Annotated in this window: 17 protein-coding genes; 13 read left to right on the forward strand and 4 right to left on the reverse strand. The window is 69.3% G+C overall.

Translation table 11 applies throughout. The features are described 5' to 3' along the window. From Q0M60_RS00230 to Q0M60_RS00240, 3 genes are all read left to right on the forward strand, one after another. Positions 1-640 (forward strand): SDR family NAD(P)-dependent oxidoreductase (locus tag Q0M60_RS00230; RefSeq protein WP_296814404.1); only part of this gene is annotated, 640 nt, incomplete at its 5' end. Between the two features lie 77 nt (positions 641-717). Then, complete coding sequence (gene carA, locus Q0M60_RS00235; RefSeq protein WP_296814407.1) at positions 718-1,884, forward strand: glutamine-hydrolyzing carbamoyl-phosphate synthase small subunit; 1,167 nt, start codon at positions 718-720, stop codon at positions 1,882-1,884. A 64-nt stretch (positions 1,885-1,948) separates the two neighbouring features. Further along, the gene (locus Q0M60_RS00240) at positions 1,949-3,178 is read left to right on the forward strand and encodes a heparan-alpha-glucosaminide N-acetyltransferase domain-containing protein (RefSeq protein ID WP_296814409.1); all 1,230 of its coding nucleotides are present in this window, start codon (positions 1,949-1,951) and stop codon (positions 3,176-3,178) included. 9 nt (positions 3,179-3,187) lie between these two features. Here Q0M60_RS00240 and Q0M60_RS00245 read toward each other — a convergent pair whose 3' ends face one another. Further along, positions 3,188-3,577: a cupin domain-containing protein gene (locus tag Q0M60_RS00245; RefSeq protein ID WP_296814411.1), complete on the reverse strand. Its 390-nt coding sequence runs from the start codon at positions 3,575-3,577 to the stop codon at positions 3,188-3,190. Between the two features lie 335 nt (positions 3,578-3,912). Then, positions 3,913-4,248: a hypothetical protein gene (locus tag Q0M60_RS00250; protein WP_296814413.1), complete on the reverse strand. Its 336-nt coding sequence runs from the start codon at positions 4,246-4,248 to the stop codon at positions 3,913-3,915. Between the two features lie 195 nt (positions 4,249-4,443). Here Q0M60_RS00250 and carB point away from each other — a divergent pair, with 195 nt between their 5' ends. The 7 genes from carB to Q0M60_RS00285 all read left to right on the forward strand — a co-directional run bounded on the left by carB (position 4,444) and on the right by Q0M60_RS00285 (position 13,670). Continuing rightward, a complete protein-coding gene (gene carB, locus Q0M60_RS00255) occupies positions 4,444-7,749 on the forward strand; it encodes a carbamoyl-phosphate synthase large subunit (protein WP_296814416.1) in 3,306 nt (1,101 codons plus the stop codon). 55 nt (positions 7,750-7,804) lie between these two features. Beyond that, complete coding sequence (locus Q0M60_RS00260; RefSeq protein WP_296814418.1) at positions 7,805-9,112, forward strand: amidohydrolase; 1,308 nt, start codon at positions 7,805-7,807, stop codon at positions 9,110-9,112. 99 nt (positions 9,113-9,211) lie between these two features. Then, on the forward strand, positions 9,212-11,113 hold the full coding sequence (locus Q0M60_RS00265; RefSeq protein WP_296814421.1) for a DEAD/DEAH box helicase: 1,902 nt from the start codon (positions 9,212-9,214) through the stop codon (positions 11,111-11,113). A gap of 55 nt (positions 11,114-11,168) precedes the next feature. Continuing rightward, the gene (locus Q0M60_RS00270; protein ID WP_296814423.1) at positions 11,169-11,831 is read left to right on the forward strand and encodes a glutathione S-transferase; all 663 of its coding nucleotides are present in this window, start codon (positions 11,169-11,171) and stop codon (positions 11,829-11,831) included. Between the two features lie 79 nt (positions 11,832-11,910). Next, positions 11,911-12,120: a hypothetical protein gene (locus Q0M60_RS00275; RefSeq protein ID WP_296814425.1), complete on the forward strand. Its 210-nt coding sequence runs from the start codon at positions 11,911-11,913 to the stop codon at positions 12,118-12,120. Positions 12,121-12,225: 105 nt separating this feature from the next. Beyond that, complete coding sequence (gene greA, locus Q0M60_RS00280) at positions 12,226-12,699, forward strand: transcription elongation factor GreA (protein WP_296814427.1); 474 nt, start codon at positions 12,226-12,228, stop codon at positions 12,697-12,699. Then, positions 12,690-13,670, forward strand: coding sequence for a mitochondrial fission ELM1 family protein (locus Q0M60_RS00285; protein ID WP_296814430.1), 981 nt, complete (start codon positions 12,690-12,692; stop codon positions 13,668-13,670). Before greA ends, Q0M60_RS00285 begins: the two co-directional genes overlap by 10 nt. A gap of 4 nt (positions 13,671-13,674) precedes the next feature. Here the strand turns inward: Q0M60_RS00285 and Q0M60_RS00290 are convergent, their stop codons facing one another. Further along, the gene (locus Q0M60_RS00290) at positions 13,675-13,908 is read right to left on the reverse strand and encodes a hypothetical protein (RefSeq protein WP_296814432.1); all 234 of its coding nucleotides are present in this window, start codon (positions 13,906-13,908) and stop codon (positions 13,675-13,677) included. A 49-nt stretch (positions 13,909-13,957) separates the two neighbouring features. Here Q0M60_RS00290 and trxB point away from each other — a divergent pair, with 49 nt between their 5' ends. Beyond that, on the forward strand, positions 13,958-14,959 hold the full coding sequence (trxB, locus tag Q0M60_RS00295; protein ID WP_296814434.1) for a thioredoxin-disulfide reductase: 1,002 nt from the start codon (positions 13,958-13,960) through the stop codon (positions 14,957-14,959). Between the two features lie 71 nt (positions 14,960-15,030). Then, a complete protein-coding gene (locus Q0M60_RS00300) occupies positions 15,031-16,257 on the forward strand; it encodes a cation:proton antiporter (RefSeq protein ID WP_296814436.1) in 1,227 nt (408 codons plus the stop codon). A 6-nt stretch (positions 16,258-16,263) separates the two neighbouring features. Here Q0M60_RS00300 and Q0M60_RS00305 read toward each other — a convergent pair whose 3' ends face one another. Beyond that, on the reverse strand, positions 16,264-16,530 hold the full coding sequence (locus Q0M60_RS00305; RefSeq protein ID WP_296814438.1) for a hypothetical protein: 267 nt from the start codon (positions 16,528-16,530) through the stop codon (positions 16,264-16,266). 211 nt (positions 16,531-16,741) lie between these two features. Here Q0M60_RS00305 and dnaG point away from each other — a divergent pair. Continuing rightward, the coding region (gene dnaG, locus Q0M60_RS00310) for a DNA primase (RefSeq protein ID WP_296814440.1) at positions 16,742-18,002 on the forward strand (1,261 nt) is incomplete at its 3' end.

The following is an 18,002-nucleotide window of genomic DNA, read 5'->3' on the forward strand; positions in this document are numbered from 1 at the left end:
GGCGCTCGCGGAGCGGCTCACCGGCTCCGGCCGGTTCAAGATGGTCCACGCCCTGTCTCGCTCCCAGACCGGCCTCGACCTGGAGGACGAGGCCAGCATCGCGGCCGCCGCGCGGCACATCGCCGAGGGCCCGCCGCCCGAGCTGATCATCGTCGCCACCGGCGTGCTGCATTCCGGCCGCAAGCCGGAGCGCTCCCTGCGGGCCCTCGACCCCGAGCACCTGCTACGCGACTACCGGATCAATGCGGTCGGGCCGGCGCTGGTCGCCAAGCACTTCCTCCCGCAGATGCAGAAGGACCGCCGCTCCGTCTTTGCAGCCCTCTCGGCCCGGGTGGGCTCCATCGGCGACAACCGGCTCGGCGGCTGGCACAGCTATCGGGCGTCCAAGGCGGCGCTCAACATGCTGCTGCGCAACCTCGCCATCGAGACGGCGCGGACCCATCCGCAGGCGATCGTGGCCGGCCTGCACCCCGGCACGGTCGACACGGGCCTCAGCGCGCCTTTCCAGAAGGGCGTCCCCGAGGAGCGGCTGTTCACCCCCGCCTATTCGGCCCAAAGACTGCTCGAAGTGATCGACGGCCTGCAGCCGACCGACAGCGGCGGCGTTTTCGCCTGGGACGGACAGCGCATCCCGGAATAGTGCGTTGACGGCGCCCCTGCCCCGCCCCTAGTCACGCGGCCGTTTGTTCGCCGGGATTCGCGGATAGGAGAATGGCCATGACCCAGCTTCTCGAAGGCGCCACCGGCGTCCTGGCCCTGGCCGATGGGAGCATCCTGCAGGGCGTCGGCGTCGGCGCGACCGGCTCGGCGCTGGGCGAGGTGGTCTTCAACACCGCCATGACGGGCTATCAGGAGATCCTGACCGACCCCTCCTACATGAGCCAGATCCTGGCCTTCACCTTCCCGCACGTCGGCAACACCGGGACCAACGTCGAGGACATCGAGCAGATCGGCGGCGGCTCCGACACTTCGGCGCGCGGCGCCATTTTCCGCGATGTCCCGACCGACCCCGCCAACTGGCGCGCCGATTCCGACCTCGACGCCTGGATGAAGCGCCGGGGCGTCATCGGCCTGGCCGGCGTCGACACCCGAGCTCTGACCAAGCTGATCCGCGACAAGGGCGCCCCGCACGCGGTCATCGCGCACGATCCGGAAGGCCGCTTCGACCTCGACGCCCTGGTCGCCCAGGCGCGCGAGTGGACGGGTCTCGTCGGCCTCGACCTCGCCAAGGATGCCTCGACCCGCCAGAGCTTCTCCTGGACGGAGGGCCTGTGGGGGTGGCCGCAAGGCTACGCTCAGCCCAAGCCCGAGCGGCCCTATCGCGTCGTCGTCCTCGACTACGGCGTGAAGCGGAACATCCTGCGCGCGCTGTCGGGCATCGACGCGGAAATCACCGTCGTCCCGGCCGACACCACGGCGGAAGAGGTGCTCGCCCGCGACCCGGACGGCGTCGTCCTGTCCAACGGTCCCGGCGACCCGGCCGCCACTGGCGACTACGCGGTGCCCGAGATCAGGAAACTGGTCGACAGCGGCAAGCCCGTCTTCGGCATCTGCCTCGGTCACCAGATGCTGGCGCTCGCGCTGGGCGCCAGGACGGTCAAGATGGACCAGGGCCACCACGGCGCGAACCACCCGGTGAAGGACCTGACCACCGGCAAGGTCGAGATCGTCTCGATGAACCACGGCTTCACCGTCGACCGCGACAGCCTGCCCGAGGCCGTGACCGAGACCCACGTCTCGCTCTTCGACGGCACCAACTGCGGCATCGCTCTGAAGGACCGCCCGGTCTTCAGCGTCCAGCACCACCCCGAGGCCTCGCCCGGCCCGACCGACAGCCTCTATCTCTTCGAGCGCTTCGCCCGGATGATGGACGCGGCGCGGTAGGCTGCTTCCCCCTCCCCGCGCCTTGACGTAACGTCGGGCGACCAACGGGGCGGAGGGGGCTTCCATGGCACGATCGGCGTTGGCGCGGCCTGTGCTCGCGCTCGAGTCCGAGCCCGCGCGGCCCATCGACGGGATCGGCCGCATTCGCTCCATCGACATCCTGCGCGGGATCGTCATCGTCCTGATGGCGCTGGATCACGTGCGCGACTACTTCCACGCCGCCGCCTGGACCATGAACCCGCTGGACGTGGAGCAGACCTCGGTCTGGCTCTATGCGACGCGGTGGATCACCCACTTCTGCGCGCCGGTCTTCGTCTTCCTGGCGGGCGTCTCGGCCTTCCTCTACGGCGCGAGAGTCGACAGCCGAGGCCAGCTGTCGCGGTTCCTGCTGACGCGGGGCCTGTGGCTGATCCTGCTCGAGTTCACCCTGATCAACTGGGCCTGGAACTTCAGCATTCCGGGACTGGCGCTTATCGTCATCTGGGCCATCGGCGCCTCGATGGTCGTGCTGGCGGCGCTGATCTGGCTGCCGCGCGCGGCGGTGCTGGGGATCGGCGTGGCGATCCTGGTCGGCCACAATCTTCTCGATCCGCTGACGCCCCAGACCTTCGGCGACTGGGGCTGGCTGTGGATGGTCCTGCACGATCCCGGGCCGATCATCTCGGAGACCGGCCAGTTCATCGCCTTCGTGGCCTACCCCCTGCTGCCTTGGATCGGGGTGATGGCCATCGGCTACGGCCTGGGCGCGATCTTCCTGGCGCCGGAAGCCGAGCGGGCGAAGTTTCTGACCTGGCTGGGCCTGGGCATGACCGCGGCCTTCCTGATCCTGAGGGCGACCAACCTCTATGGCGACGCCAACACCTGGACCGGCCAGGACAACGGCTTGCGCCTCGTGGGCGATTTCCTGGACACGACCAAATACCCGCCGTCCCTGCTCTATGCGCTCATGACCCTGGGCCCCGCCCTGGCGATCATGCCGTGGCTGGAGAAGCTGAAAGGGCCGGTGGCGGAGGTGTTCACCACCTATGGCCGCGTGCCCTTCTTCGTCTATGTGGCGCACATACTTCTGGCGCACCTGCTCATGATGGCCGTCGGCCTGATGATGGGCCTGCCGCTCGGGCTGTTCATCGACGTCATGGCAGATCCGTCTGACCTGGTGGCGGCGAATTGGGGCTTCGGTCTTGGGTGGGTCTACGTCGCCTGGATCGCGGTGCTGGCCATCCTCTATCCCGCCTGCCGCTGGTTCGGAGATCTCAAGTCGCGGCGCAAGGACTGGTGGCTGAGCTACCTGTAGCCGCGCTCATCATGGCCGCTCGACGTTGACGACGCCGGGCGGCGCCTGGTCGATCACCAGCAGGATCAGCGGCGCGTCGCCCAGAGCCTCGCCCATGTGCCACTGGCCAATCGCCTCGACGAGGAAACTCCCCGCGTCCAGCACGCTGACGTCGCCGGTGTCGAAGTTGGTGACCTGAAGCCGGCCGGACAGGACGTGCACGTAGCGGGGCCAGGCATGCCTGTGCCGGGGAATGGCTCCACCCGGCTGCAGCGTCACCCGCGCCACCGTGACCTCGACCTCGCCCTGCGGCAGCGCCAGCGGCTGGCCCGTAACGGTGCTGCGCGTCGAGACCAGAGGCTCGACCATCGGCGGCGGCGTCTGGGTCTGAATGGCGGCGGCGATCACGACGGCGAGCATGGCGAGTCTCCCTCAGCGGGTCACTGTGCCCGATCGGTCTCCAGGGGGATAGGCGGGCCGCACGACGGCCCGAAATCCCGCATCGCGGCTGTCGATGTCGCTGACGTGGAACGGAAACCTTGGAGTCCTTCGCCAGATACGCCTCAACGTTCCGGTCGCCTCTAGACTGCCCCCGGTCTTTGAAGTCGTGCATCTCCTCGCGCCACCCGAAACTGGCGGCATTTGGCAGTGCGGCAGTACTTTTTTTGGCCTGCAGACTGCCGTTCGCTCGGCACGACGGGCCCGGCTCGGTGGCCGGACCGCCGCCCGTGAGCCGCAGCTAGCCTGGGTTGGCGCTAGCCGCGGTCCTTCTGCACGCCGCCTTCGGGGGTCGCGCCGGTGCCGGCCTGGTCGGACCGGCCCAGGTTCTGCTCGCGCGTCCCGCCCGAAGCGGCGAAGTCGGCATTGTCCACGCCGCCGCCCTGGCCAACCGTGCCGCCCTGGTTCGGCGACAGGGTCGCGCTCGTGCCCTGCGACCGTTCGTCCTCGGCGCGGCCTTCGGTGCCGAAGCTCCGATCCTCGCCCTGGACGCCGAGGCTGGAGCCCACGTCGGAGGGCTGGGCCTGGCGGCCCTGATCCTGCTGCGGGCGCAGGCGATCCTGGTCCTGGTTGGTCTGATTGTTCTCGGTCATCGGCGTAGCTCCCTGACTGGTTTTCGGGGCGGTCGTGGATCGCCGCCTTGTCCGCACAACCGGGCCTTCGCGCGAATGTTCCTGGCCGCGGCTTGCGGCGCGGTCCAAGCCTGTCTAAACGCGCCCCTTAGCCTTCAACACGATCGAAAGCGGACGCGCGGACCTCTCCTCGCGGCCCCGGAGCGCGCGCGACTAATGCCCAAGCGGACTGACATCTCCTCGATCCTGATCATCGGCGCCGGGCCGATCGTCATCGGGCAGGCGTGCGAGTTCGACTATTCGGGCGTCCAGGCCTGCAAGGCGCTCAAGGCCGAGGGCTACCGGGTCATCCTGGTCAACTCGAACCCGGCCACGATCATGACCGATCCGGAGGTCGCCGACGCCACCTACGTCGAGCCGATCACCCCCGAGATCGTCGAGAAGATCATCGCGCGCGAAAAGCCCGACGCGCTCTTGCCCACCATGGGCGGCCAGACGGCCCTGAACACCGCGCTGGCGCTCGAACGCTCCGGCGCGCTGGCCCGTCACGGCGTCGAGATGATCGGCGCCCGCGCCGAGGTCATCGACAAGGCCGAGGACCGTCAGAAGTTCCGCGACGCCATGGACAAGCTCGGCCTCGAGAGCCCGCGCTCCAAGGCCATCCACCACATCGACGAGGCCGACGACGCGCTCGCCTTCGTCGGCCTGCCCGCCATCGTCCGCCCCAGCTTCACCCTGGCCGGCACCGGCGGCGGCATCGCCTATAACGTCGAGGAGTTCCGCGAGATCGTCGAGCGCGGCCTCGACCTGTCGCCGACCACCGAAGTCCTGATCGAGGAGTCCGTCCTCGGCTGGAAGGAGTTCGAGATGGAGGTCGTCCGCGACAAGGCGGACAACTGCATCATCATCTGCTCGATCGAGAACGTGGACCCCATGGGCGTCCACACCGGCGACTCCATCACCGTGGCCCCCGCCCTGACCCTCACGGACAAAGAGTACCAGCGCATGCGCACGGGCTCGATCAACGTGCTGCGCGAGATCGGCGTCGAGACCGGCGGCTCGAACGTCCAGTGGGCCATCAATCCGGCCGACGGCCGCATGGTCGTCATCGAGATGAACCCGCGCGTGTCGCGGTCCTCGGCGCTGGCGTCGAAGGCCACCGGCTTCCCGATCGCCAAGGTCGCCGCCCGCCTGGCCGTCGGCTACACGCTCGACGAGCTGACCAACGACATCACCCAGGTGACGCCGGCCTCCTTCGAGCCGTCGATCGACTATGTCGTGACCAAGATCCCGCGCTTCGCCTTCGAGAAGTACCCGGGGTCCGAGCCCTATCTGACCACCTCCATGAAGTCCGTCGGCGAGGTCATGGCCATCGGCCGGACCTTCCAGGAGTCGATGCAGAAGGCCCTGCGCGGCCTGGAGACCGGCCTGACCGGCTTCGACGAGATCGAGATCGACGGCGTCGCCGGGACCGAGGACGGCGTTTCGGCGCGCGAGGCCGTGATCCGCGCGCTCGGCCGGCCGACGCCCGACCGCCTGCGCGTGATCGCCCAGGCCTTCCGCCACGGCCTGACCGTCGAGGAGGTCCAGGCCGCCTGCGCCTATGAGCCCTGGTTCCTGCGCCAGATCGCCGAGATCGTCCGCGCCGAGGGCCACGTCCGCGTCACAGGCCTGCCCCAGACCGCGCGCGAGTTCCGCCGGCTCAAGGCCATGGGCTTCTCCGACGCCCGCCTCGCCAGGCTCACCGGCTCCAGCGAGAAGGCCGTCCGCGCCGCCCGCCGCGCGATGGACGTGCGTCCGGTCTTCAAGCGCATCGACACCTGCGCCGCCGAGTTCGCCTCGGCGACCGCCTACATGTACTCGACCTACGAGACCGGTGCGCTCGGCCAGGTCCCGGACTGCGAGGCGGACCCCTCGGATCGCAGGAAGGCCGTGATCCTCGGTGGCGGTCCCAACCGGATCGGCCAGGGCATCGAGTTCGACTACTGCTGCTGTCACGCGGCCTTCGCCTTCGACGACATCGGCGTCGAGAGCATCATGGTCAACTGCAACCCCGAGACCGTCTCGACCGACTACGACACCTCGGACCGCCTCTACTTCGAGCCCCTGACGGCCGAGGACGTGCTGGAGCTGATCGACGTCGAGCGCTCGAAGGGCGAACTGCTCGGCGTCGTCGTCCAGTTCGGCGGCCAGACCCCGCTGAAGCTAGCCCACGCGCTCGAGGAGGACAGCGTGCCGATCCTGGGCACCAGCGTCGACTCCATCGACCTGGCCGAGGACCGCGAGCGCTTCCAGCAGATGCTCCACGACATCGGCCTGATGCAGCCGCCGAACGGCCTGGCCCGCTCCGCCGAGGAAGCCGCCGAGAAGGCCGAGGAGGTCGGCTATCCCGTGGTGCTGCGCCCCTCCTACGTGCTGGGAGGCCGCGGCATGCAGATCGTCCACGACCGCGAGCAACTCGACCGCTACGTCCACGAGGCGATGCAGGTGTCCGGCGACGATCCGGTCCTGATCGACCACTACCTGAACCGCGCCACCGAGGTGGACGTGGACGCGCTCTGCGACGACGAGACCGTCTTCGTGGCCGGAGTGCTGGAGCACATCGAGGAAGCCGGCGTGCACTCCGGCGACAGCGCCTGCTCCATGCCGCCCTATTCGCTGTCGGCCGCCACCGTGGCCGAGCTGAAACGCCAGACCGAGGCAATGGCCCGGGCGCTGAAGGTGCGCGGCCTGATGAACGTCCAGTTCGCCATCGAGAAGCCGCACTCGGACAGCCCGCGCATCTTCGTGCTGGAGGTGAACCCGCGCGCCAGCCGCACCGTGCCCTTCGTGGCCAAGACCATGGGCGCGCCCGTCGCCGCCATCGCCGCCAAGGTCATGGCCGGCCAGAAGCTGGCCTCCTTCGGCCTGAAGGACCGCGCCTACGACCACATCGCGGTCAAGGAAGCCGTCTTCCCCTTCGCCCGCTTCGCAGGCGTCGACACGGTGCTCGGCCCCGAGATGCGCTCGACCGGCGAGGTCATGGGCCTGGACTGGAAACGCGACGGCGAGACCGACATGGCGTCCGCCTTCGCCCGCGCCTTCGCCAAGAGCCAGCTGGGCGGGGGAACGGTCCTGCCGACCAAGGGCTGCGCCTTCATCTCGGTGAAGGACAGCGACAAGCCCTTCGCCGTCGAGGCCGCCCGCACCCTGCTGGCCGAGGGCTTCACCCTCATCGCGACGGGCGGCACCCACGCCTACCTGACCGAGCAGGGCGTCGAGGTCGGCTTCGTGAAGAAGGTCCTTGAAGGCCGCCCGCACATCGTCGACGCGATGAAGAACGGCGAGGTCCAGATCGTCATCAACACCACCGAGGGCAAGCAGTCCCTGCAGGACAGCTTCAGCCTCCGGCGGACCGCCCTGATGATGAAGATCCCCTATTTCACGACCATCTCCGCCGCCGTCGCCGCCGCCCGCGCCATCGCCGCCATCCGGGCGGGCGAGCTGGATGTCCGGCCGCTGCAGGCCTACAGCCACGGCTGATTGCGCGGGCGCGCACGAGGTCTACAGTCCCCTTCGACGAAGAGGGGGACTGACCATGAAACGCCTGCTGCTCGCCGCCGTCGCGGCCGCCTGCCTTGCTGGGACCGCCCACGCCCAGGACGCGGACCTGCGCGCGGCGATCCAGGCGGACTACGACCGCAACCTCGCCCAGCTGTTCGAGCACTTCCACCGCAACCCGGAACTGTCCGGGTTGGAGCACATGACCGCCGCTCGGCTGGCTCAGGAGCTGACGGCGCTGGGCTATGAGGTGACCACGGGCGTGGGCGGCACGGGCGTGGTGGCGGTCCTCAGGAACGGCGACGGGCCGACCGTCCTGATGCGCGCCGACATGGACGGCCTGCCGCTAGAGGAGCAGTCGGGCCTGGCCTATGCCTCGGAGGCCCGCCAGACGAACAGCGAAGGCGTCGAGCAGCCGGTGATGCACGCCTGCGGCCACGACGTGCACATCACCGCCCTCGTCGGCGCGGCGCGGCAGATGATCGAGAACCGGGACACTTGGTCCGGCACGCTCGTGCTGGTCGGCCAGCCCGCGGAGGAGCGCATCTTCGGCGCGCGGGCCATGATCGAGGACGGGCTTTACGAGCGCTTTCCCCGGCCGGACTACGCCCTGGCCTTCCACGTCTCGGCCGACGCGCCAGCGGGCCAGATCCAGGTGCCGCTGAATATCGTGGCCTCCAGCTCCGACAGCGTCGACATCACGGTGCACGGCGTGGGCACCCACGGCGCCTATCCGCACCTGGGCGTCGATCCTGTGGTCGTGGCCTCGCACATCGTGGTGGCCCTGCAGAGCGTGGTCACCCGCGACATCAACCCGCTGGAGGGCGCGGTGATCACCGTCGGCTCCATCCACGGTGGGGTGAAGCACAACATCATCAGCGACCGGGTCGACCTGCAGATCACCGTCCGCTCCGACAATCCCGAGGTCCGCGAGCAGCTGCTGAGCGGCATCGAGCGGGTCGCGCGCGGCACCGCGCTGGCGCTCGGCGTGCCGGAGGACATGCTGCCGACCGTGACCCGATCGGCCACCGAGACCACTCCGCCCACGATCAACGACCCCGAGACGGCCCAGCGGGTGCGGGACGCCATCGCGGCGCACATGGGCGCCGATCGCCTGATCCAGTCACCGCGCACCGGCATGGGCGCGGAGGACTTCGCCTATTTCGTCACGCCCGAGAGCGGCGTGCGCGGCGTCTACATGGACGTGGGCGGCACCCTGCCCGAGGATCTGGAAGACGCGCCCGGCCACCATTCGCCCTTCTTCCGCATCGAGCCGGAGCCGTCGGTCACCGCAGGCGTGGAGGCCATGGTGGTCGCGGCGCGGGCGCTGATGCCGCGAACCTGATCCGCCCCACCTCGGCCTTTATCGCACTGTAGAGGCTCGCACCCCTCCGCCCGGCCGGGATCATTTCCCTGCCGGGCGCTTTCTTTTTCCGGACCTTCGATGCCCTTTCCCGCCATCCATCCCGCGCTCGACCGTGCGCTCGCCGCCCAGGGCTACGCCGAGCCCACGCCGGTGCAGTCCACAGTGCTGGAGGCCGAGGTCGCGGGCCAGGACCTGCTGGTCTCGGCTCAGACCGGATCGGGCAAGACCGTCGCCTTCGGCCTGGCGGCAGCGCCGACCCTGCTGGGCGAGGCCGAGACCTTTGGCCGCGCCGAGACGCCGCTGGCGCTGGTGATCGCGCCGACGCGCGAGCTGGCCTTGCAGGTGTCCAAGGAACTGACCTGGCTCTACGCCGAGGCGAACGCCCGGATCGCCACCTGCGTCGGCGGCATGGACGCGCGGCGCGAGCAGCGGGCGTTGGCGGCGGGCGTCCACATCGTGGTGGGCACGCCGGGCCGTCTGAAGGACCATATCGAGCGCGGCAACCTCGACCTGTCGGCGCTGAGGCTGGTCGTCCTCGACGAGGCCGACGAGATGCTCGACATGGGCTTCCGCGAGGACCTCGAGTTCATCCTCGACGCCACGCCGGCGGAGCGCCGGACGCTGCTGTTCTCGGCGACGATCGCGCGCGAGATCGCCAACATGGCCCGCCGCTATCAGCGCGACGCGGTCCGGATCGACACCACCAACCGCAACACGCCGCATGGCGACATCGAGTACCGGGCGATGCGGATCGCGCCGAACGAGATCGAGCACGCGGTCGTCAATGTGCTGCGCTTCTTCGAGGCGCCGGGCGCCCTGGTCTTCTGCTCGACGCGGGACGCGGTGCGTCACCTGCAGTCGTCGCTCCTGGAGCGCGGCTTCAACGCCGTGGCCCTGTCCGGCGAGATGGGCCAGCGCGAGCGCAACGACGCGCTTCAGTCGCTGAGGGACGGACGGGCGCGGGTCTGCGTGGCGACCGACGTGGCGGCGCGAGGGCTGGACCTGCCGGACCTCGGCCTGGTCATCCATGCCGAGTTGCCGATGAACCGGGCGGCCCTGCTGCACCGGTCCGGCCGCACGGGCCGGGCGGGGAAGAAGGGCATCTCGGTCCTCCTGGTCCCGCACACGCGGCGCCGCAAAGCCGAGATGGTGCTGAACTCGGCTGGGGTCGATGCGACCTGGGGCGGCGCCCCGACGGCCGAGGAGATCCGCGCCAAGGACGAGACCCGCCTGCTGCAGAGCGACGTCTTCGCCCAGGAGGTGTCGGACGAGGACATGGCCCTGGCCCAGAAGCTGGTGGCCGAGCGGACGCCGATCGAGTTGGCCGCGGCCTTCATCCGCCTGCAGCGCGCTGACCTGCCGCCGCCGGAGGAGCTGCTCGATCCGGGCGCCGACCGTCCCGCCCGCCGTCCCCGCGCGGAGGGAGACACCTCGCCGGCGCCGTGGCCGGGCGACCGGCTGCAGCCCGACGAGGTCAGCTGGTTCCGCATGGACGTGGGCCGCAACCGCAACGCCGACCCCAAGTGGCTGATCCCGCTGATCTGCCGGCTGGGCCACATCACCAAGAAGGAGATCGGCTCGATCCGGATCTATCCGGAGGAGACGCGCTTCGAGATCGCCAAGACGCACGAGGCCAAGTTCCGCGAGGCCGTGAAGGCCTCGACCGAGAAGGACGTCCGGATTGAACCTTCCGAGCAGCCGCAGCCTGGCGGCTACAAGAAGGGTCCGAAGCCGCATCCGCGCGAGGACGGCGGCAAGCCGCCCTTCCAGAAGAAGCCCTACGCCAGGCGGGACAACGCCGAAGGCGGCGAGGCGCGGCCGTTCAAGAAGCCGTTCGTGAAGCGCGAGGACCGGCCCACGGGCGACGGTCCGCGCCCGCCGTTCAAGAAGAAGGCCTTCGGCAAGCCGCACGGCGCGCCGGGCGGGAAGAAGCCGTTCGCCAAGAAGCCCTTCAAGGCCAAGGCTCAGCGCGTGGGCTAGCGTGGCCGTGAGCGATACGCCGCGCTAGAGTGACGGGCCATCGGGAGGCCCGGCCATGATCGTCGTCCACCACCTCAACGACTCCCGCTCGCAGCGGGTGCTCTGGCTGCTCGAGGAGCTGGGGCTGGAGTATGAGGTGAAGCGCTATCAGCGCGACCGGGCCACGATGCTGGCGCCGGCCGCCCTCAAGGCTGTTCATCCGCTGGGCAAGTCCCCGGTGGTCGAGGCTCAAGGCGTGAGAGTCGCCGAGACCGGAGCCATCGTGGAATGGCTGCTCGAGAGCTACGGCCAGGGCCGGCTGCGGCCTGCGCGCGGGACCGAGGACGCGCGACGCTTCACCTACTGGCTGCACTATGCGGAGGGGTCGGCGATGACGCCTCTGTTGCTGAGGTTGATCTTCGGCGAACTCCCCAGACGCGTTCCCTTCCTCGTCCGCCCGATCGCAAAGGGCATCTCCAAGGCGATGAACGCCCGGATGATCCAGCCTCAGCTGGACGCCCACATCGGCTACTGGGAAACGGAGCTGGCGCGGTCGGACTGGTTCGCCGGGGATCAGTTCACGGCCGCGGACATCATGATGAGCTTCCCGCTCGAAGCCGCCTCGGCGCGGGCCGGCGCAGCGTCCCGTCCTCGCATCAAGGCCTTCCTCGACCGAATCCACGCCCGGCCGGCCTACCGCAGGGCGCTGGAGCGAGGCGGGCCCTACGCCTACGCCTGACATCAGGGAACGTCAGTCGCCGAATCAGGTGCGCTCGGTCATGGTCGAACCCGGCCTCGATCCGCACGTTAACCCCCTCATGAAGACCACCGGCATCCGCCTGAAAGGCAACACCGTCCGCCTCGTCTCCGCCGTCCTGGCGGGGCTCGTCCTGCTGCTTCTGGCGGGCGTGCTGGGCATGGCGCTGGGCGCGGCCGCCGTCGCGGCCCTGGCCGTGGCGGCGCTGGTCTGGCTCAGCTGGATCGGCCTGAAGCGCGCCTATTGGAGACTGATCCGGCCCTCGACTTGAACGGCGCCGTTTCAGGGCCTATCATCATCGAACACGACACGCCGACCGCCACGCCCGCGGTCGGCTTTGCAATTTGACCAGGGCGACAAGAAAACACCCGCGACTATGGAAAAAGTGCCGATGACGGCCGGGGGCTATCAGGCCCTCGACGATGAGCTGAAGCGTCTCAAGACGGTGGAGCGCCCGAGCGTGATCGCCGCCATCTCCGAAGCGCGCTCGCACGGCGATCTGTCGGAGAACGCCGAGTACCACGCCGCCAAGGAGCGGCAGGGCTGGATCGAAGGCCGGATCGCCGAGATCGAGGACAAGATCTCGCGCGCCCAGGTTATCGACGTGTCCAAACTGTCCGGCGCCCAGGTGAAGTTCGGCGCGACGGTCACCGTCATCGACGAGGACACCGAGGAAGAGGGTCGCTACCAGCTGGTCGGCGAGCACGAAGCCGACGTGAAGGAAGGCCGGGTGTCCATCACCTCGCCCATCGCCCGCGCCATGATCGGCAAGGAGCAGGGCGACGTCGTCGAGGTCAACACGCCCGGCGGCGTGAAGGCCTACGAGATCGTCAAGGTCGAGTGGCTGTAAGCGCTCACGCGCCCCTGTCCATCTGGGCCGTCTCCGACGGCCGCGCCGGTATCGAGAACCAGGTCCTGGGCCTGGCGGAAGCGGTCGCGCGCCTGACGCCCGCCGAGGTCACGGTGAAGCGGCTGGCCTACAAGCCGCTGTTCGACCGCTGGCCCAACGCCCTGCGGCTCTGGCCGGACGCCATGCTGGCCGAGAACTCCGACCGGCTCGAACCTCCCTGGCCGGACCTGATGATCGCGGCCGGCCGGGCGAGCCTGCCCTTCTCCACCCGTATGAAGCGCCGCAGCGGGGGCCGGACCTTCGTGGTCCAGGTCCAGGACCCGCGCACGCAGCTCGACGCCTTCGACCTCGTCGTACCGCCGCGGCATGACGGGCTGGAGGGCGCGAACGTCTTTCCGATCACCGGCTCACCCAACCGGATCGCTCCGGAGCGACTGGCGCAGGCGAAGGCGGCCTTCGCGAGCCGGCTGGAGCCCCTGCCCTCGCCGCGCACAGCCGTGCTGATCGGAGGGGCGTCCAAGGCCTATGTCTTTTCCCGAGACAGGGCCGATGCGCTCGCGGCGGAGATCGCCGAGGCCGTGGCCCAGGCCGGGGGCTCGGTCATGGTCACCTTCTCGCGCCGGACGCCGGCGGAGGTGCGCGCGGCGATGACGGCGCGGCTGGGCGGCGTGCCCGGCTGGATCTGGGACGGCGAGGGCGAGAACCCCTACTTCGCCTTCCTGGCGGCGGCCGACCACATCCTCGTGACCGAGGACTCGACGAACATGGCCACCGAGGCCGGCGCGACCGGCAAGCCGGTCCATGTGCTGAGCCTGGAGGGCGGCTCCGCCAAGTTCGACGCCCTTCACGCCGAGCTGGAGCAACGCGGAGTCAGCCGCCGGTTCGACGGCAGGCTGACGACCTGGACCTATCCCGCGCTGAACGAAACCGAGGCTGCCGCGCGGGAAATCCTGCGGCGGATGGGCCGCTAGGGCTTCACTCGCCCCCTTGGTCCTTATGCTCGTCACGCGGGTCGGCGCCGCCGTCTCGCCGGCTGCGCGCGCGGTGGCCCGCAGACATGGCCACGCCCAACCCTGCGCCGATGGCCAAGCCCAAGGCGATGCCAAGGCCGAGATTGTCCATCGCCGTGCCCACCCCAACGCCGATCGCTATGCCGGCGCCCATGCCGATCGGCAGGAAGGCCGCGCTCTTGTTGACAGGTTCGGTCATCGGGGTCTCTCCGGTCGCATCGTTGCGGAATCGACCTTAGATAGACGCCATGAGCAATCCCCGAACCGTCCGCGTCGCCATCATCGGCTCCGGCCCCGCCGGCTGGACCGCCGCCATCTATGCGGCGCGCGCCATGCTGAACCCGGTGGTGATCGCCGGCCTGCAGCCGGGCGGGCAGCTGACCATCACCACCGACGTCGAGAACTATCCGGGCTTCGCCGATGTCATCCAGGGCCCCTGGCTGATGGAACAGATGCGCGCCCAGGCAGAGCATGTCGGGACCGAGGTCATCGAGGACATCGTCGTCGAGGCAGACCTGTCGCGCCGGCCCTTCCGCCTCAAGCTCGACAGCGGCGGCGAGCTGTTCGCCGAGACGGTGATCATCTCGACCGGCGCCCAGGCCAAGTGGCTGGGGCTGGAGAGCGAGGGTCGCTACCAGGGCTTCGGCGTCTCGGCCTGCGCGACCTGCGACGGCTTCTTCTATCGCGGCAAGACGGTCGCTGTCGTCGGCGGCGGCAACACGGCCGTCGAGGAGGCGCTGTTCCTGACCAACTTCGCCGAGAAGGTGATCCTCGTTCACCGCCGCGATGAGCTTCGCGCCGAGCGCATCCTGCAGGACCGGCTGTTCTCGCATCCCAAGATCGAGGTGGTCTGGAACCATGCCGTCGATGAGATTCTCGGCGGGGACAACCCGCGCGGCGTCAACGGGGTGCGCCTGAAGGACGTCACCACGGGCGCGACCAAGGAGATCGAGCTGGACGGCGTCTTCATCGCCATCGGCCACGCCCCGGCGTCCGAGCTGTTCAAGGGACAGCTCGAGATGGATGCGTCGGGCTACCTGAAGGTCAAGCCCGGCACGGCCGCGACCGCCATCCCGGGGGTGTGGGCCGCGGGCGACGTGACCGACGACGTCTATCGCCAGGCGGTCACAGCGGCAGGGATGGGCTGCATGGCCGCGCTCGAGGCCGTGCGCTTCCTGGCCGAAGAGGATCACAAGGCCGAAGGCCACCCGATCTCGCACAAGGAAGCCGAGAAGATCGGGGTCTGGTGACCTCTTTGGGTTGACCTGACGGCCCTCGGGCCCCAAGTCCGAGGCTCCCCAATCGTCAAGCCGGAGCCAGGATGCCGCACCACGACAGCCTCATCGTCATGCTCGTGGCCGGCTTCGTGCTGGCCTTCATCTTTGGCATGATCGCCCAGAGGCTGAAGCTGGCGCCCATCGTGGGCTACCTGGTCGCGGGCGTGGCCGTCGGCCCCTTCACCCCTGGCTTCGTGGCTGATCTGGAGCTGGCCCCGCAGCTGGCCGAGATCGGGGTGATCCTGCTGATGTTCGGCGTCGGTTTGCACTTCTCGGTGCAGGACCTGATGCGGGTGCGCAAGATCGCCATCCCGGGCGCGCTGGCCCAGATCACCACCGCGACCGTGCTGGGCTGGGGCGTCGGCCGACTGATGGGCCTGGGCCACACCGAGGCCGCCATCCTGGGCCTGACCCTGTCCACTGCGTCGACCGTCGTGCTGCTGCGGGCCATCGAACATCGCGGCCAGCTGAAAACGGACGTCGGCCGCGTCGCCGTTGGCTGGCTGATTGTCGAAGACCTGGCCATGGTCATCGCCCTGGTCGTCCTGCCGATCCTTGCGCAGGCGCGCGGCGAGGTCTTCGACCTGCAGACGCTGAGCATCGGCCTGGGCTGGACCCTCCTGAAGGTCGGCGCCTTCGTGGCCCTGATGCTGGTGGTCGGCGGGCGTGTCCTGCCCTGGCTGCTGACCAAGATCGCCCATACCCGTTCGCGCGAGCTGTTCACGCTCGGGGTGCTGGCTATCGCGCTCGGGATCGCCTGGGTGGCCTACGCCGTCTTCGGCGCCTCGTTCGCGCTCGGCGCCTTCGTGGCCGGCCTTGTCATGAACGCCTCGCCGCTCGGCCACAACGCCGCGGAACGATCGCTGCCGCTGCGCGACGCCTTTGCGGTGCTGTTCTTCGTTTCGGTCGGGATGCTGTTCGATCCGATGGTGGTCGTGCGCGAGCCGTGGGCGCTGGCGGCGGTGCTGGGCATCATCCTGCTCGGCAAGACCGCCGCGGCCCTGATCATTACCCATATCTTCAAGGTAAAGCGGTCCGACAGCCTCACCGTGGCCGCCAGCCTCTCGCAGATCGGCGAGTTCTCGTTCATCCTGGCGGCGCTCAGCGGGTCGCTGGGTCTGATGACCGACCGCGCCCAGGACCTGATCCTGGCGGCGGCGCTGATCTCGATCGCCATCAACCCCTTCACCTTCGCCCTGGCCGATCGCCTGGGCGGCAAGAAGAAGCGCGCTGCGGCCGAGGAATGCTCGCCGGTGGACGCCGGCGGCTAGTTCGGCTCAGGGCAGAGGCGCGAAACTCTTCTCTTCGCGGAGCGCGGCGGCCTTGGCGACGACCATCGGGCAGCAGGCCTTCCAGTAGTCGGCGTCATCGCGGCGGCTTGCGGCCAGACGCTCGGCCGCCCGCAGGCGGCGCGCCGCCGCATTGGCCAGCAGCTTGGCGTGCATCGCGCGGGGCGACGGATCGAGCACGATCGGCGCGCCGGGGGTGGCGGCGGCGTCGGGACCTTGCGGGGTGATTTCGGGACGCTGGATACTGACGAACATGGCGGTGACTTCGAAGTCCGGTCGGTCCGCCGTCCGCGGCCGCGCCGGAGACGGAGGCGCTTATGTCGCCTCCTCGGCATGGTTAATCTTCAAAGCTGTGGATAGTTCCGCAATCTGACTGAAATTGGGCAATCTTTTCCTAGTGTTATGTTAACCTCTCGTTTACCGAGGTTAAGAAGAAGTTAAGCCCGTCCCGCGCTATACAGTCCCCGTGCGCCTCGACGAACGTTTCCTCGACGAACTGAAAAGCCGGCTCCGCCCCTCCGAAGTGATCGGGCGGACGGTGAAGCTCAAGCGCCAGGGTCGCGAGTGGGTCGGGCTGTCGCCCTTCACCAAGGAGAAGTCGCCTTCGTTTTTCGTGAACGACGACAAGGGCTTCTTCCACGACTTCTCTTCCGGCAAGCACGGCGACGTCATCTCCTTCCTGCAGGAGACCGAGCGGCTGTCCTTCCGCGAAGCGGTCGAGCGGCTGGCCGGAGAGGCCGGCATGCAGCTGCCCGCCGAGGACCCCCAAGCCATGCAGCGGGAGCAGGCGCGCCAGGGCCTGCAGGACTGGCTGGAACTGGCCGCACGCTACTTCGAGGCCTCGCTGCGCCGGCCGCAGGGCCATGCGGCGCGCGACTATCTGGGACGTCGCGGCCTGCCCGAGGACCAGTGGGCGCGCTTTCGGCTGGGCTACGCCTCCGGGTCGCGCACGGCGCTGAAGGACGCGCTCGTGCAGCGCGGCGCCAAGGTCGGCGACCTGGTCGAGGCCGGGCTGCTGATCCAGCCGGAGGACGGGGGCCAGCCGTACGACCGCTTCCGCGACCGGGTGATCTTCCCAATCACCGACACGCGGGGGCGGGTCATCAGCTTCGGCGGCCGGGCCCTCAACCCGGATGACCGGGCCAAGTACTTGAACGGGCCGGAGACCGCCCTCTTCCACAAGGGCGCCAACCTCTACGGCCAGGCCGAGGCGCGGCGCATTCTGGCTCAGGGCGGGAACGACACGGCCCTGGTCGTGGTCGAGGGCTACATGGACGTGATCGCCTGCCAGCGGGCCGGCGTCGCGGCCGTCGCGCCCATGGGCACGGCCCTAACCGAAGAGCAGATGGAGCGGCTGTGGCGCATCACGCCTGAGCCGGTGCTGTGCTTCGACGGCGACGCCGCGGGCGTGCGCGCCGCCTGGCGGGCCATCGACCGCGCCCTGCCCCTGCTGAAGCCCGGACGGTCCTTCCGCTTCGCCCTGCTGGCCGGAGGAGCGGACCCGGACGACATCCTGCGCGAGAAGGGCGCGGTCGGCCTGCGCGCGGCCCTGGCCGAGACGCAGGGCTTCGCCGACCTGCTGTTCCGCAAGGAGACCGAGGCCGAGCCGCTGGACACGCCCGAGCGCCGCGCGGGCCTGAAGGCGCGGCTGCGCCAGGCGGCCGCGCGCATCGGCGACAAGGACCTGTCCGAGCAGTATCGGGCCGAACTGCTGGGCCGGTTCGACG

The organism is Brevundimonas sp., assembly GCF_024711105.1.
GTDB lineage: Bacteria > Pseudomonadota > Alphaproteobacteria > Caulobacterales > Caulobacteraceae > Brevundimonas.

Bases quoted from the DNA above. Each gene is read 5' to 3' on its own strand.
- Q0M60_RS00290 (WP_296814432.1), bottom strand. From the start codon at position 13,908: ATGACCGAACCTGTCAACAAGAGCGCGGCCTTCCTGCCGATCGGCATG.
- Q0M60_RS00275 (WP_296814425.1), top strand. From the start codon at position 11,911: ATGAAGACCACCGGCATCCGCCTGAAAGGCAACACCGTCCGCCTCGTC.
- Q0M60_RS00260 (WP_296814418.1), top strand. From the start codon at position 7,805: ATGAAACGCCTGCTGCTCGCCGCCGTCGCGGCCGCCTGCCTTGCTGGG.
- carA (WP_296814407.1), top strand. From the start codon at position 718: ATGACCCAGCTTCTCGAAGGCGCCACCGGCGTCCTGGCCCTGGCCGAT.
- greA (WP_296814427.1), top strand. From the start codon at position 12,226: ATGGAAAAAGTGCCGATGACGGCCGGGGGCTATCAGGCCCTCGACGAT.
- Q0M60_RS00300 (WP_296814436.1), top strand. From the start codon at position 15,031: ATGCCGCACCACGACAGCCTCATCGTCATGCTCGTGGCCGGCTTCGTG.
- Q0M60_RS00240 (WP_296814409.1), top strand. From the start codon at position 1,949: ATGGCACGATCGGCGTTGGCGCGGCCTGTGCTCGCGCTCGAGTCCGAG.
- Q0M60_RS00305 (WP_296814438.1), bottom strand. From the start codon at position 16,530: ATGTTCGTCAGTATCCAGCGTCCCGAAATCACCCCGCAAGGTCCCGAC.
- carB (WP_296814416.1), top strand. From the start codon at position 4,444: ATGCCCAAGCGGACTGACATCTCCTCGATCCTGATCATCGGCGCCGGG.
- Q0M60_RS00250 (WP_296814413.1), bottom strand. From the start codon at position 4,248: ATGACCGAGAACAATCAGACCAACCAGGACCAGGATCGCCTGCGCCCG.
- Q0M60_RS00245 (WP_296814411.1), bottom strand. From the start codon at position 3,577: ATGCTCGCCGTCGTGATCGCCGCCGCCATTCAGACCCAGACGCCGCCG.
- Q0M60_RS00265 (WP_296814421.1), top strand. From the start codon at position 9,212: ATGCCCTTTCCCGCCATCCATCCCGCGCTCGACCGTGCGCTCGCCGCC.
- trxB (WP_296814434.1), top strand. From the start codon at position 13,958: ATGAGCAATCCCCGAACCGTCCGCGTCGCCATCATCGGCTCCGGCCCC.
- Q0M60_RS00270 (WP_296814423.1), top strand. From the start codon at position 11,169: ATGATCGTCGTCCACCACCTCAACGACTCCCGCTCGCAGCGGGTGCTC.